Source organism: Chryseobacterium sp. C39-AII1 (assembly GCF_039672645.1).
Classification (GTDB): Bacteria; Bacteroidota; Bacteroidia; order Flavobacteriales; family Weeksellaceae; genus Chryseobacterium.
The window spans coordinates 1-15,082 of the sequence record NZ_JBDFPQ010000007.1 but is presented as its reverse complement, the minus strand read 5'-3'; the positions used below and the strand labels follow the sequence as shown (position 1 = coordinate 15,082).

The 15,082-nt window shown below is 34.2% G+C and carries 13 protein-coding genes and 1 pseudogene; 7 read left to right on the top strand and 7 right to left on the bottom strand.

Going from position 1 to position 15,082, the window contains the following annotated elements:
- The first annotated feature begins 41 nt into the window (after window positions 1–41).
- The 4 genes and pseudogenes from ABEG63_RS12355 to ABEG63_RS12340 all read left to right on the top strand — a co-directional run bounded on the left by ABEG63_RS12355 (window position 42) and on the right by ABEG63_RS12340 (window position 2,907).
- Window positions 42–791, top strand: coding sequence for a DNA-formamidopyrimidine glycosylase family protein (locus ABEG63_RS12355; protein WP_346585152.1), 750 nt, complete (start codon window positions 42–44; stop codon window positions 789–791).
- An 859-nt stretch (window positions 792–1,650) separates the two neighbouring features.
- Window positions 1,651–1,893: pseudogene (locus ABEG63_RS12350) on the top strand (MepB family protein); the annotation flags it as partial.
- On the top strand, window positions 1,785–2,150 hold the full coding sequence (locus ABEG63_RS12345) for a MepB family protein (protein WP_346585343.1): 366 nt from the start codon (window positions 1,785–1,787) through the stop codon (window positions 2,148–2,150). The pseudogene ABEG63_RS12350 and the gene ABEG63_RS12345, both read left to right, overlap by 109 nt.
- A 40-nt stretch (window positions 2,151–2,190) precedes the next feature.
- Complete coding sequence (locus tag ABEG63_RS12340) at window positions 2,191–2,907, top strand: ATP-binding protein (protein ID WP_346585150.1); 717 nt, start codon at window positions 2,191–2,193, stop codon at window positions 2,905–2,907.
- 232 nt (window positions 2,908–3,139) lie between these two features.
- Here the strand turns inward: ABEG63_RS12340 and ABEG63_RS12335 are convergent, their stop codons facing one another.
- Window positions 3,140–3,271, bottom strand: coding sequence for a hypothetical protein (locus ABEG63_RS12335; RefSeq protein ID WP_346585148.1), 132 nt, complete (start codon window positions 3,269–3,271; stop codon window positions 3,140–3,142).
- A 101-nt stretch (window positions 3,272–3,372) separates the two neighbouring features.
- The gene (locus tag ABEG63_RS12330) at window positions 3,373–6,366 is read right to left on the bottom strand and encodes a LamG-like jellyroll fold domain-containing protein (RefSeq protein ID WP_346585146.1); all 2,994 of its coding nucleotides are present in this window, start codon (window positions 6,364–6,366) and stop codon (window positions 3,373–3,375) included.
- Between the two features lie 337 nt (window positions 6,367–6,703).
- Here ABEG63_RS12330 and ABEG63_RS12325 point away from each other — a divergent pair, with 337 nt between their 5' ends.
- The gene (locus ABEG63_RS12325) at window positions 6,704–7,297 is read left to right on the top strand and encodes a hypothetical protein (RefSeq protein ID WP_346585144.1); all 594 of its coding nucleotides are present in this window, start codon (window positions 6,704–6,706) and stop codon (window positions 7,295–7,297) included.
- Between the two features lie 147 nt (window positions 7,298–7,444).
- On the opposite strand, the gene gcvP is transcribed toward ABEG63_RS12325, so the two are convergent.
- Window positions 7,445–10,303, bottom strand: a complete 2,859-nt coding sequence (gcvP, locus tag ABEG63_RS12320; protein ID WP_346585143.1) for an aminomethyl-transferring glycine dehydrogenase — start codon at window positions 10,301–10,303, stop codon at window positions 7,445–7,447.
- A 537-nt stretch (window positions 10,304–10,840) separates the two neighbouring features.
- Between gcvP and ABEG63_RS12315 the strand changes: the two genes are divergently transcribed.
- Window positions 10,841–12,022, top strand: coding sequence for a DcaP family trimeric outer membrane transporter (locus ABEG63_RS12315; RefSeq protein WP_346585141.1), 1,182 nt, complete (start codon window positions 10,841–10,843; stop codon window positions 12,020–12,022).
- A 104-nt stretch (window positions 12,023–12,126) separates the two neighbouring features.
- Window positions 12,127–12,282, top strand: a complete 156-nt coding sequence (locus ABEG63_RS12310; protein WP_346585140.1) for a hypothetical protein — start codon at window positions 12,127–12,129, stop codon at window positions 12,280–12,282.
- Here the strand turns inward: ABEG63_RS12310 and ABEG63_RS12305 are convergent.
- From ABEG63_RS12305 to ABEG63_RS12290, 4 genes are all read right to left on the bottom strand, one after another.
- Window positions 12,279–12,929 carry a J domain-containing protein gene (locus tag ABEG63_RS12305; RefSeq protein ID WP_346585138.1) on the bottom strand — a complete coding sequence of 217 codons (651 nt, stop codon included), beginning with the start codon at window positions 12,927–12,929 and terminating at the stop codon, window positions 12,279–12,281. The two genes, ABEG63_RS12310 and ABEG63_RS12305, sit on opposite strands and share 4 nt — an antisense overlap.
- Before the next feature lie 470 nt (window positions 12,930–13,399).
- Window positions 13,400–13,657 carry a hypothetical protein gene (locus tag ABEG63_RS12300; protein ID WP_326984065.1) on the bottom strand — a complete coding sequence of 86 codons (258 nt, stop codon included), beginning with the start codon at window positions 13,655–13,657 and terminating at the stop codon, window positions 13,400–13,402.
- Window positions 13,658–13,741: 84 nt separating this feature from the next.
- Complete coding sequence (locus ABEG63_RS12295) at window positions 13,742–14,083, bottom strand: hypothetical protein (protein ID WP_267402628.1); 342 nt, start codon at window positions 14,081–14,083, stop codon at window positions 13,742–13,744.
- Between the two features lie 9 nt (window positions 14,084–14,092).
- Entirely contained in the window at window positions 14,093–14,671 is a 579-nt protein-coding gene (locus ABEG63_RS12290) for a sigma-70 family RNA polymerase sigma factor (RefSeq protein ID WP_326984067.1), read from the bottom strand.
- Between the last annotated feature and the right edge of the window lie 411 nt (window positions 14,672–15,082).

The following is a 15,082-nucleotide window of genomic DNA, read 5'->3' as shown; positions in this document are numbered from 1 at the left end:
TACTTCAAATTTTAGTTTTACGGAATACTATTTGAACTTTTGTGGAAAACTATCTTATGCCTGAAGGTCCAACGATATTATTAATGAAAGAAGATCTACAAAAATTTGTAGGCAAAAAAGTATTGGCCGCTCATGGGAGTTTTAAGATTGACAAAGGGATATTGGAAGGAAAAATTTTAACTAAAATTCGCACTTTTGGTAAACAGACCTATTTGATTTTTGATCATACTGTGATCAGAATTCATTTGCTGATGTTTGGCTCTTATAGTTTATTTGAAAGGAAAGATCAGGCAAATAATTTACGACTGGGACTAACTTTTAAAGATGGCGGAATGTATTTTTATACTTGTAATGTAAAATCTGTTGATCCGGAATTTTTAAACACTATTGATTGGAAAGCCGATGTGATGAGTGATGAATGGAATCCTACAGAAACTGAAAAAAGGTTAAAATCAAATCCTAAAATGATGATTTGTGATGCATTGATGGATCAGGATATTTTTTCAGGGGTGGGAAATATAATCAAGAATGAAGCTTTATTTCGGGCAGGAATTCATCCAGAAAGTATAATTGAAAATTTACCTTCGAAAAAGTTGAAAGAAATAATCGCTGAAGCCAGAAATTACAGTTTCGATTTCAAAAAATGGAAAAAAGCGAATGTTCTGAAAAAGCATTTTAAAGTTTATCATCAGAAAAACTGCCCGAAATGTGGTGCCGAAATTATAAAAAAAGACACCGGAAACGGAAAACGAACCAGTTTTTTCTGTGACAATGATCAGAAACTCTATTAATAAAAATAACCAACTTTTTGAATATTTTAAAATAGCCTATCCTATTGTTTTATGAAATGTAATACTTTTTGTCACTGACAAATGACATAATTTCATCATTTCTGACACCCAAGTCATTCAAATTACTTGAATGGCTTTTTTACATTTAATTCATACAGTAAAAATTTTCGAACCAGAAAATAATTTTTGTTAACAGAAAATTCATTTAAGTGAAAACTCGACGATCACAATTTTGATTTTGTGATGATGTTATGCATGCCATTTTTTCTTTTTTGGATTATCAAGTCTTAAATACAAAAGACCAAAGCTTTATCAGATTAACAAAATTTTACAGATAAGGTAATAAAAATACATATAAATTTTCAAAAATACATTAAATAATTGTAAACAAAATTTAACATTAAAAACACATAAACACAACTTAACACACTGATAAACATCATAATTATTTGCTTTGGCACACGATTTGGAAGTAGTAATATTGCAAATACAAAATCGACAATAAAAAGTCAAATAATTAAATATATAACAATATGATCACTTACATCGGAATTGCAACATTTTTAGTAGTTATTACTTCTTACTTTATGACTGTTAGAAGAGAAGGAAATTAATTGTATTCTCACTAACAAATAGTCGCTTATAGAAGAAATTTATTAATTCGCATTTATGTTTACAACCCCACAGAAGGTTGTTGCTCTTTTACTCAATTGGAGTAAAAGGGCCCAAAACATAAAGTAGGAGATTTACAAACAAGACAAATTTTAATTTTTATAATAGCCGATAGGGTCGAACGAAAGTTCGGCTTTTTTTGTTTTTAGAGGTAAATTCACAGCAATTTTTACTTACTTTCGTTATTATGATTCAGGAAATTCAGATTGTTCAGGATAAAATATTCAATAAATTAAACTTAACAATTTCATACATTACTAAAGATTTGGAATGTGACGAATATTTCGGCTACAATTTTAAGCTTGATCAATTCAATATTAAATTCAGAAAGGCGAAAGTTACTTCCAAGAAAATCGGACAGTTTGTACGCTATGGAAAAGAAATCCCGAAACCAAAGAAACCGAACCTTTTCAATATAACGATGATTTTGATTTTTATATTATTTACACAGAGCACGAAAATAATAAAGGCTTTTTCCTTTTCAGCAAGAAAGCTTTAATTCAACATCAAATTTTAACGACAGAATCGAAAGAAGGAAAACGCGGCTTCAGAGTATATCCAGATTGGGATATTGCAGAAAATAAACAAGCAATAAAAACTCAAAACTGGCAGCAAAAATCATTTATCAACCTTTTTGAAAATAGTTATCTGGAAAAACTCCAAAACATTTTAAATAGTGAAATATAAACAGATATTGCTTTATCTTTGCGTATAAATTTCATTTACTATGAATCTGTACGACCTTATTATTCAGGATAAAGAACAAGTGACGCTCAATGATGTTTTCCTTGAAACAAAAAATAAGGAACAATTTGTACAGCTCATTAAAGAACATACCTACATTAAAGAATTGCAAGAATACGGTCTTCCCGTGAACAATAAAGTACTTCTGCAAGGAAGTTCGGGTTGCGGAAAAACCATGACTGCAAAGGCGATTGCGAATGCTTTGGGTAAAAACATTATTATTTTAAATTTAAGCAACATCGTTTCTTCAAGAATTGGCGAGACTTCACAAAATATCAAAATGATTTTCGATAAAGCGGCGCGTGAAAGATCAGTTCTTTTTCTTGATGAACTCGACCAAATCGGGAAAGCTAGAGGCAGCGACGATAAAGATGTTGGCGAAATGCGAAGATTGGTGAATACATTGATCCAGTTGATCGATTATTATCCTGAAAATGCACTTTTACTTTGCGCGACGAATCACCCTGAAATCATTGATACCGCTTTGTTGAGACGCTTTCAGCTGAAGATTAATTATGAAATGCCTTCGAAGGAATTTTTGGATATTTTTTATGATAATTTATTGTTGAAATTTCCTGAAGATTTAAATAAAATTGAAAGAAAATACGAGATCTCTTTTGCGGAAGCGAAGGATCATGCATTGACTTTGGTGAAAGGAAATGTTATTGGGAAACTGGAAGGGAGATCCGTGGAGATATAACAGTTTTCTTGTATAAAATTAAACCCCTCATATTCAGAATAAAATACCTTTTAAAAATTGAAAGGTATTTTTTATTTCATCAAAAATATCATAAGAGTTCAAATTATTTCAAACACTTATTAATTCACAGTTTTATCATTTAATAATCAACATTTTACATAAACATTTAGGTACATTTTTTGCTACTAAAATATAAGTAAAAAACACACCTAATGAAAAAAGCAATATTTAGCTATTTAACGATAGCAAGTCTTCTTCTCGTCTCCTGCGAAAAGAAATACAACAAGGAATCTGAAGAAAGTGAAAACATCAAGACAACTGTATTGATCACCTGCTCGATCATGGCAGCGACTCTCCTATTCACTTATTTTGCTAAAAGAAAACAACGGAAATAACACGCAAAATCCCTCTCATTACTGAAAGGGATCTTTTGTTGATATGAAGAAATTAAACTGTGTACTGATTTTACTTCACCATCACTTTAAAATTACTGTTCAGATTTTCTCCTGAAACATTCAGAATGTAATTTCCGGATGTTTTGATGTGAGCGATATTTATATTAAAAGTTCCATTTCCGTTACTATTGAACTTTTCTTTCAAAACCACTTTTCCGGTCAGATCAATTAATGTCGCTGTTAAGTTTGATTTTTTATAATCTGGAAGCTTGATGAAAATCTGGTCTTTCGCCGGATTTGGATACACTGAACCCGCATTTTTACTAATGCTAAATTCTTTGTTTTCTAAAACCGCCTGATTATACAAACCATAAACATCCGTTGCGGACAAGGCATAATTATACATTTTTAGTTCATCAATTGCACCTTTGTAAGGAGCAGGAGCATTTGCCGTTGACAAAAATTCAAGCTCGCCGATATTTCCGATAACCAGATCACTTTCTTCACCAATTCCTGTCACTGCGGTTTCATCGCCTTCGGCTACTAAGATCCCATTCCTGTAAATTCTCATTTTGTGAGTCGCAATATCTCTCATAATGACAACATGCACCCAATCTCCCGTAAAATAGTTGGCAATAGGTGATGTAATTTCCTTTTTCGTAACATCATCATCAATAGCATATCGTAGCTGTCCGCCTTTTATTTCTACATTAAAACGCTTACCTGTCGCTCCGGTGTTGGTATTTTTAGTAAATGAACCTTTACATAAAACATATAAACTCGTTGCTGAAGATGACGGAATCATACTTGTCGGAGCTTTCATCCAATACGAAACTGTAAACGAATTGTTATTAAATAAAATCTGATCCTGATGAGGAATGCTTGCGATATAATTATTCGGAGCCGTGGCAAAATCTAGTGCATAATTTTCTTTTCCGGGAACTCTTACGCTGGCATTATCATAGTCCATATTCAATATTCCGTTGTTGGCATAAGATGTTATATCTGCAATTTGCTCTCCCGAAGAAGGCGCTTCCGAAAACGGCCAGTTTCCTACAATACTCGGCGTTAAAGCACGGAAATTCCAGACATCTCCTGTAACACTGCCTAAAGTATTGGAAGCATCAACTCTCCAATAATAGTTGGTGGCTGTACTTAAATTAGTCAGCTGATAAGAAGGTGTAGCCGAATAAGACACCGTTGCAACATTGGTTAAACTCTGAGGATTTGTCCCGAAATACACGTTATAATTTGTTGTATTCGAACTTCCTGTCCATTTTAAAAGCACATTTCCATTGCTTAATTCCACATTATTATTAGCATTTGTCGGAGTTGGATTTGCTGCTTTGGTCGGAGCCGACGGTACAGGCGGTGTCGTTATCGAAGCAGAAGCATACACCGAAGAATCTGTAGAATTGATCGCTTTAACTCTATAATAATACTGAGTATTTGGTGTTAAACCTGCTTCATTATAATTGATAGCATTCGCAGGAAGCGTTGCAATGACATTGAAATTGGTTCCGTTGCTTGATCTTTCCAACACATAATTGGTTTCATTTGTGGCATTATCAACCCAATTAACCGTTAAAGAACTGGAAGCCGGAGTTCCCGAAGTTATGGCATTCGTGAAATTCAAATTCGTAGGCGGAATAACAAAATCAGGAGCTGCCGTGTTAGGCAAACTGTTAATATAAACCTCAATATTAAGATACGGAGCATGTGTTGTGCTTACCGCCAAAGCATCAAAAACATTCGGATTCAATCCGTTAGCAATTTCCCAGACATCAGGCATTCCGTCATTATCTGTATCTAAAGGAGCCGGAGCACCATATACATGTCCCGCGCCGCCATTGGTAAAGCCAAATTGCGATGTTAAATCACTCTGAACATACACATACGTTGCTGCTGTCCCTTTTGATTGTAAATCTGAAATCATTAAATTATCCACCTGATCTCGTCTTGGATAAGAAGCTCCCACTCCCGCAACCACATTATCATATGCCGCCTGAGCTGTCAACACAGGGTTTTGTACCGGATAATCATACGGAACCGACTTTATAGCTGCCATATCTCCCACCGGAAAGCCCGTTAAATCTTGTGGAACCAATGTTCCGTCTAATACTCCGTTTTTATTATTATCAAAATAATTTCCGGAACCATATAAATTGAAATTGGCATTTCCTACACTAAAAGGTGTGGTTACTGAGTTGCTTGTATTGGGACCTCCGATAAAATAATTATTGATGATATTCACAAAAGAGCTTCCCGCTGAATCGCCACCCATAATATAAGCCTCACCCGATTGCGTATGACCGTAAGTATTTCCGTAATTCCCCCAATTGTAAACCACATTATTTACGAATTCGTTGATTCCTTTAACCTTATTGTTTCGGGTTTTATTGCAGATATATAAATTGCCGATCAGACTTATTTTACCGCCTGCCTGTGGCTGCATTAATCCGCCTGCAGAGTGATTATGGCGATGCAATCCTTGCCCTATAATTGAATTTTGAATCGTGATATTATCCGGACTTGTTCCGTTGTTGTCCCAGTTGACAGAAAATACTTCATCGGTTCCCCAGCTGAAGGTCATGTGATCCAAAATGATATTGGCTCCGTTGGAAATCCCTGAAGCATCCTGATTTTGAGAAGTTCCTCCGTAACGGATTCTAAAATATCTCGCAATCGTATTATTGGCTCCCGAAAACGACACGCGAGGCCCCAAAAATACAATTCCTTCTCCCGGAGCCGTTTGTCCTGCAATCGTTGTATTGGGAGCTACAGCCACAATCGACTGTAAATTAACAATTCCTCCTACTTTAAAAATAACAAATCTTCCTGGCTGACTTACCGCGTCACGAAATGAACCTGCACCGCTGTCATTTAAGTTGGTTACCAAATAAATTTGTGGATTAGCTGCACCTCTTGCTCCGGTGGTAAATCTTCCAAATCCGGTAGCTTCCGGAAAGGCTAAGGTCTGCGCGTTAAGCTCCAAAGTGGAAAATGTAGCTCCACAAAACAGCAAAGAAGTAAGCGTTTGTTTAATGAGTAATGATGTATTCATAAGATTAATTTTGTGTTAACTAATCTAAACACAAACGTAAACAGAGGCATCCTGCCCTATCCTGATTACATGCTATAAATCAAATAATTACGATTACAAATCATTACTTTTACACTAAGTGAAAATATTTCAATAGACTGAGAATCATTGGGAAAATGAGCACCTTTTTTATATTTATTTTAAGCCTTCAATTTAATCTTTCTCTAAATTTTAAATGGATTTGAATGGATTTTAATAAATCAACTGTGGAAGATTTTTTATATTTGGTTAGAGTTTGGATTGACAGAAAGAGGTCGATTTGAAAGTTAGCCGTAATTTTAAAACTACAATTCTTTATATGAATTTTAACGGATTATTTCTTTTTCAAGATGATAAAAAATTTTTATATCTAAATGATTTAGAAATTTACTTTGCTAATCTTCAGCATTTGTACGAAAATCTTGAGCAAAATGACGTTCAATTCTTGAACTTTTCATTTATTGCTTTATGTTCGAGTACATTGGAAGCAGCACTAAATCAAATTGCATTTGAATACTATCTAAATAAGTTTGGGCCCATTGAATACAAAAGCTATTTTGAAAGTATAATAAATTTAAGTTTTAAAAATAAACTTTATTTATTACCCACTATCGTATCTGATTTTAAGTTAAAGTTCAACAAAAACTCTTATACACTTAAAAAATTGGAGGAATTAATTATTACTAGAAATAAACAACTTCACAAAAAGCCATATATACAACAAGTTGAAGATGATTTGGAAAAACTACAAAATGGAGATGAATTTACATTCATATTGAAGGATAATTTGTTTACAGTTGATAAGAAAAATTGCAAGCATTATAATAATGCAATTGAAAACTTTAAAAACTACTTTGTTATTCCTTTTAATGAGGGGAAATTACAGGAAAATGAAATTTTAACTAAAATATAAAACTACGGCTAAAATTGTATTGGCAAAATTTAGGGTTCAATCTTAAATTGTAATATTACTTTTCTCGTTAAATCAATTCTCATTTTTCCAACACAAAAAAACTCCCTCTCATTCGAAAGGGAGTTTCTATATTTAAAAAACTTTTAATTACATATAAGCTTCAATCGGCTCACAAGTACAAACCAAGTTTCTGTCTCCGTAAGCTTCATCAACTCTTGAAACAGAAGCAAAGAATTTGTGATCTCTTACCCACTCCAGCGGATAAGCTGCCTTTTCTCTGCTGTAAGGTTTATCCCAAGAATCCGAGATTACCAATTGCTCTGTGTGAGGTGCATTTTTCAATACGTTATTAGCAGCATCAGCTTCACCGTTTGCAATCTCGTCAATTTCATGTTTAATTGCAATTAAAGCTTCTGCAAAACGATCGATTTCTGCTTTGCTTTCAGATTCAGTTGGTTCAATCATTAATGTTCCTGCAACCGGGAAAGAAACTGTTGGCGCGTGGAAACCATAATCCATCAATCTTTTCGCAACATCAGCCACTTCAATTCCTAAAGATTTAAACTGTCTGAAATCTACGATACATTCGTGAGCTACTTTTCCATTTTCGTTTGAATACAAAATTGGGAAATGTTCTGCTAAAATTTCTTTCAAATAATTAGCATTTAAAATCGCGTGTTCAGTTGCTTTTTTCAACCCTGAAGTTCCCAGCATTTTAATGTAAGCGTAAGAAATATTTAAGATCAATCCAGAACCGTAAGGCGCTGCAGAAATACCTTCGATAGATTCTTTAGAACCTACTTTGATATTGGCATTCGTAGGAAGGAATGGAACCAGGTGTTTCGCCACACAAATAGGGCCAACTCCAGGACCTCCACCTCCGTGAGGAATCGCAAAAGTTTTGTGAAGATTTAAGTGACAAACGTCTGCTCCGATGTTTCCAGGACTTGTATATCCTACCTGAGCGTTCATGTTGGCACCATCCATATAAACTTGTCCGCCGTGTTCGTGAATTAAGTTTGTAATTTCGATAATGTTGGCATCAAAAAATCCGTAAGTTGACGGATACGTGATCATTACACAAGATAAGTTAGCAGAATGCTGTTCTGTTTTCGCTTTAAGATCTTCAAAATCAATTTCTCCGTTCTCAAGGTTTTTTACAACAACGATTTTCATGCCCGCCATTGCAGCAGAAGCCGGATTGGTTCCGTGTGCAGACTGAGGAATCAATACTACATTTCTGTGACCTTCGCCTCTTGAAATGTGATATTCTCTGATCACCATTAATCCTGCATATTCTCCCTGAGCTCCAGAATTTGGCTGAAGAGAAGTTCCTGCGAAACCTGTGATTTCCGCTAAATCTTTCTCCAATTCACGGATCATTTCCTGATAACCTCCCGCTTGGACAACCGGTACAAAAGGGTGAATTGCTCCCCAGTTATCCCAAGAAAGCGGCAACATTTGCGTTGCAGCGTTCAGTTTCATCGTACAAGAACCCAGAGAAATCATTGAGTGTGTTAATGATAAATCTTTTCTTTCCAGACGCTTGATGTAACGCATCAATTCTGTTTCCGTATGATATTTGTTGAATACGCTTTCTGTAAGAATTTCGTCTTTTCTTAAATTCTCCTCAGGAATGCTGTATCCTTCTTTAATTTCTAATTTGAAAGTTTGCTTGTCTTTAAACTGAGCAAAAGAAGCCATTAAATAATTCAACTTATCCAATGTTGTACTTTCGTTGATCGCAATACTTACAACGCCTTCTGTGAAGTAGTTTAAGTTTAGTTTGTGATCAAGCATCATTCTTACTAACCTTGCTTTTTCATCTTCAGCCATTGTGATTTTTACCGTATCAAAGATCGGCTCTTCCACAATTTGATATCCTAAAGCTTTCAAACCACCTTTCAAAGCATTAGCTTTAAAGTGAATCTGATCAGCGATATAATTTAATCCTTTTGGACCGTGATAAACAGCATACATTCCCGCCATTACAGCCAAAAGAACCTGAGCTGTACAAATGTTTGAAGTCGCTCTTTCTCTTTTAATGTGCTGCTCTCTCGTTTGCAAAGCCATTCTCAACGCACGTCTTCCGTACATATCCTGAGAAACCCCGATAATTCTTCCCGGAATATCTCTTTTATACTCTTCTCTACAAGAGAAAAATGCCGCGTGAGGACCTCCATAACCCAATGGAATACCAAATCTCTGCGTAGTTCCTACAGCACAGTCAGCGCCCATAGAAGCAGGAGATTTTAACTTAACCAAAGCCATAGGATCACAAGCAACAGCTACCTGAAGATCTAATTTTTTGTATTCTACGATATCTTCTGTATAATCTAAAACGATTCCGTTTTTACCAGGATATTGTAGTAAAACTCCGTAATAAGAAGCATCTAGCTCATGTGTTTTGTGATCTCCTTCTACGATCTCGATTTCTAAACCTTCTGCTTTTGTTTTTAAAACAGAAACGGTTTGAGGTAAAACTAGATCAGAAACGAAAAACTTATTCGCTCCTGCTTTTTTCTGATCTTTCGTTCTGTTGTTGAAGAACATGTGCATTGCCTCTGCAGCAGCCGTCGATTCGTCCAATAACGACGCATTTGCCAGTGCAAAACCTGTAAGATCACACACAACAGTCTGGAAATTCAAAAGAGCTTCCAATCTTCCCTGTGCGATTTCCGCCTGATAAGGTGTATAAGCCGTGTACCAACTAGGATTTTCAAAGATATTTCTCTGAATAGCCGATGGCAACAGCGTATTGTGATATCCAAAACCGATGTAGCTTGTATAATCAGTATTCTTAGATGCCAATTCTTTCGAATGGTTCATCATTTCGTATTCTGAAAGCGGTTCTGAGATTTCAAGATCTTTTTCTAAACGGATAGAAGAAGGGATGGTTTGAGAAATTAACTCTTCGATACTTGAAACGCCAACTTTCTCCAACATCGCCTGTTTATCGGCTTCATTTAAGGAAATGTGACGGCTCACAAACTGTTCTGTATTCATTTTTTATATTAGATTTTGTTTGTAAAAAAAGATTGGTAAAATTACAATAATTTACAAAATTGCGCAACATCTGAAAATTACAGAAAATGCAAAACAAGTGACTTATCGATTTTAAAACGAAGCAGTTTTACCATTTTTTTTGAATAAAATTGAATTTAATTTTCAACAACGTATTTCTAGATTTTATCATAATAATCAAATTAAATAACGAATATTTTTCTTTAAAATTTCAAATTAAATCAATCATTTTTTCGACAAAATACAGTTTGATAAAAATAATCAATGAGACTCATTTAAAAATAATTGATTAGCTTTAATTTTTAAAATAAAACACTGAAAAGCAAATGATTAAACTTTTAAACCTAAACTTTAATTAATTTTAATTTTATTTTAATAAATAGCAAAAAATAGAAATATTTTTAATTAAAATTTTAAAAATAAGATTAAACGTTTATTCAATATCAAATAACCAAAACTCAAATTAAGTATGAAAATGTAAAAAAGAATTAAAGCAACAAAAAAAACACAACTTTTACGATGAAAAAAAACACAACAAGGCATTTTGCCTCCTTTATTATTGCTTTTATATTCAATATAGAAGCATCCGGACAAATTACTTTAACCAAAAGTAAAGCTGAAGACCAAAATGAATGGGAACTGTATTTAAAAGGTTTCGTACAAACAGATTTTACGGTCGATTTTCAGGACATGAAATCTATTGAAGGTTTTGCAGCACAATCAATTACCGTACCCCAAAGAAACATGGCGCGAAGCAATTTCAGTGTAAAGCAATCGCAAATCGGACTTGGAATTAAACAAAGAGACCCAAAAGGCGACGATAATTTCTCTGCTTATGTTGAAATTGACCTTTATGGACCAGACGGAACTACGGCCCCCAGATTCCGACAGGGATATATTAAATGGAAAAACTGGACAGCCGGACAAACGTGGAGTAACTTTTCCGATCCTGAAATTTTTCCTAATATTTTCGATTTCATAGGACCTGACGGATTATTATTTAACAGAAGAATGCAGGTACGATATTCAAAAAAAATATCACCAAAAGAAAATTTATCGTTCTCTTTGGAAGATCCAAATACGCCGAGCATTTCACTGCCTGTAGATTCTTTAAACTGGAAAAAAAGGTCGGTTATTCCTACTTTTACAGCGATGTATCGATATGGCGACGACAGAGATTATATAAAAGGAGGGCTTCTTTTTTCACCTATCAGCTACGATATGAAACATACTATGGATGATCCTTACAAAACCAAAACGATGTTGGGTTGGGGAGCAATGATTTCAGGAAAAAGATATATTACCGACACCAACAGTTTCAGATTTCAAACATCGTACGGAAAAGGGTATGCGACCAATAACAGTGATCTGAACGGCGAAAAGTATGATGCCATACCAAATCCTGCCAATAGAAATTTGCTAGAAACTTTAGCTTTATTCAATATGGTTGGTATGTATGAGCATTGGTGGAATCAGGAATGGAGTTCGGTAGCTTCAGTAAGTTATTCCAGAGTCGGACATAAGGATTTTGCTCCTAAAGATATGGCTAAAAACTTTCAGAATATTAGCTTGAATCTGGTTTTTCAACCTTTAAAAAAACTAAGAATGGGCGTTGAAGGAAATTATGGAAGACTGAGAAATTTTCAGGATCAGAAAGCGGAAGCATGGAGAATTCAGTCGTCTATTGCTTTAAGTTTCTAAAATAATTCTGGTATTTTGAGAGGGATAAACCTTTATTAATCAGCACTTATATATTTTATGATTTTTTATTATCTATATTTATTCTAAATTAATATATTTGCAACATGAATATGATTGTCCCTTTCAAAGTTCCGGCTTTGACTCCTGCTTTTTCTGTGAATACTGAAGAAATATATTGTGGCGATAAGAAATCTTGCTGCAAGAAATTTAAAAAAGGAAAAAGATGTAAAAAATGCCCGGGAAGAAAAAAGATGGCTTAGTTTCCGAAGCTTTTTATTAGAAAATAAATTGCAATAATTATGATCATTACAGCTGCCACTATTCTGAATATTTTAGGCTGACCATGCGGATTTACAACTGTTTTCGGTTGTGATTTGAATAATTCTTCCGCTTTATCTTTGAATTTTTCTGTGTTATTTTCAAAGACTTCAGTTATTGTAATTCCCTGAACGACTGTTTTGTGCAACAGTGAATTGGTCGCATGAAGCAAGATTTGGAATTTCCCGTCTTTAAATTCCGTTATTTTAAATATTCTTTCGCCGTAAGGTTTTTCTAGTCCGAACGGTAAAACTTTCACAACATCAGCATTTTGCGTTTGCCAATTAATGATGATCTCCTCCCCTTTTTTCGCATGAATTTTATTTGTCGTAAAAGTCTTTATAGAAGGCGGAATATTATATCTGAAACTTTTCTGATGACTTTCTAAATTCTGATCGTAAGAATGTCTTCTGCTTTTATCGTTCAATGTCTCATACGCTTCTTGGATTTCACGAAAACGATCGGCAAAGAAATCGTCGTTTTCATTTTTATCCGGGTGATATTTTAAAGACAGTTTTCTATAAGCTTTTTTGATGTCTTCTTCTGAAGCATCGTGAGAAATCCCGAGAAAATAGTAGTAATCTTTCATTGAACTATGCAAAAATAAGGATTTTTTGTCATTGCGAGCAAAGCGAAGTAATCTCTTTTTTAACCTTAATTTTCACTATTCTAAACTTTTTTTTAACGCAAAGTCCACAAAGTTACTTTAAAATGTTTGAGGATAATTTTCGTTCGTAAAGGCGTTTCACTCAGCAAAGGGTGAAAGTTTTATATTTATGTTTTATAAAAAGTTAAGTTCTATAAATATTATGAAAATTTCCCTTCTTTGAAGAGGTGAATTTTTGCAAAGCAAAAGACGAGGTAGCTTTATACGTAATAAATTCAATAACTATAATACTAAGTTTATAAAACTACCCCGTCAAAAATTTCTTTAAAATTTTCGTCACCCCTCCAATGGAGGGGATTTGTAAGTGATGATGATGTCTAAGAAAGAATAAGGTCGGGAAGCTTCGCTTCCCGACCTTATTCAAACAATTTTCAATTTAGTTACTTTCTATTTTATGCTTCGCAAGATGAGTTTTTACCACAACATCTTGATGCAAATTCTTTTTTAAACTTTCCTTTCAGTTCCTGATATTGCTCCTCGTTCATTTCCCTGATCTTATCTGCCAATCCGAAAGGTGATTTTTCTTTGATATCATATTCTTCAAAAATACCTTTTACAAATCTTTTTCTTTCGATAGCTTTTTTAGCGATCATCGCAACTCCGGCAACGGCTAATGCTCCTAGAGCACCTTTTAATACTGAATTTTTCATTTTTTCAAAATTTTAAATTTTACTACTTTGTTTTTTATATAGACGAATGAATCTTAATTTTACTTTACTACTTCTAAAATTTAATTATTCGTTTGTTCTTTTATTTCTGTTGAAAAATCCGCTTTCGCATCTGTTTCTCCAGACTTCCTTGAATTTTTCTCTTTCTTCAGGAGATAAATTCATCATTTTTTCTCTCATTTTTCTTTCCTTGAAATCTTTCATTCCTTTTCCAAAATGAAAACCTCCGAAAAGAATTTTACAAAGGATCAAAATTCCCATCGCCTGCCAATATGTTATCGATTTCACTCCTAAAATTTCAGGAAGAAGACAATTCCAAAGAGACATAACGATCCATGTAACTCCCAGAAAAATCAGTGGCGGACAAAGAATTAAAAAAATCCAACCTTTTTTATGTTTATAATCCATGATATATTTTTAACTATTTAAATCTTCGTATAATTTTCTCAATCTGTTTCTCAAATGCTTTACAGCATAGTTTTTTCGACTGATAATGGTTTTGATGTTTTCGCCCTGTTCATCAGCGATTTCCTGGAGGGTTTTATCGTTGAGCTCGTTTTCAACATATACAAGTCTTTGTTTTTCAGGTAACTCATCCAATGCTTCAAAAAGTTTTTTCCAGATTTCATCCTGAAACATTTTCACTTCCGGACCTGCGCTTTCATCTAGCAACAAAATATCTTTGATAGAAAAGCTTCCGTCTTCATCTTCATACACGAAATCTTCTAAATTCTCGGTTTTCTTTTTACGGTATTTGTCGGTGATTTTATTTGCCGTTACTCTGTACAACCAGCCGCCCACATTTACAATCTCAGACAAATTGGTAAGACTACTGAACTGGTACCACACCTCCTGCAGAATATCTTCCGCATCTTCCGTATTTTTCACTTTCGGGCGAATGTACGACATCAGCTTTCCTCCGTACTTTGAAACGGTTTGTGAGATGATATTTTCTTTCTCCTTCTGTGGCATTGTTATTTTTTCGACAACCTCCATATTGCTATGACGATTGAAATTTTTGTTTTACTTTAATAAATTTAAAATATTTTTCGGAATTTTCAATTTTTCTTTTATCCATCAGGATTTTTCCAATTTATTTTAAGAAGCTTTTTCCTGCTATCCACTCTATCTTTTTTGTTACGGGCTTCGCTTCGCTGCGCCCGCAACCAAAAAGGATGTCGTTACAATGGTAAGTTTGCAAATAGAAAAAAATAGATATAGATTAGTTAAAAAAATTAACCTAAAGGAAAAGCAGCAGGATAAAGAAAGACGTTTCGTTAATACCAAGATATCGCCCCTGATTTTATTCCCCTGCTGCTGTTTTCTTCCAAATCCGGATAGAACGTTGTTTGGAGATAACTTTTACCATGTTGGATCAGAAGAAAACCTCTATAATAAAAAAGATTT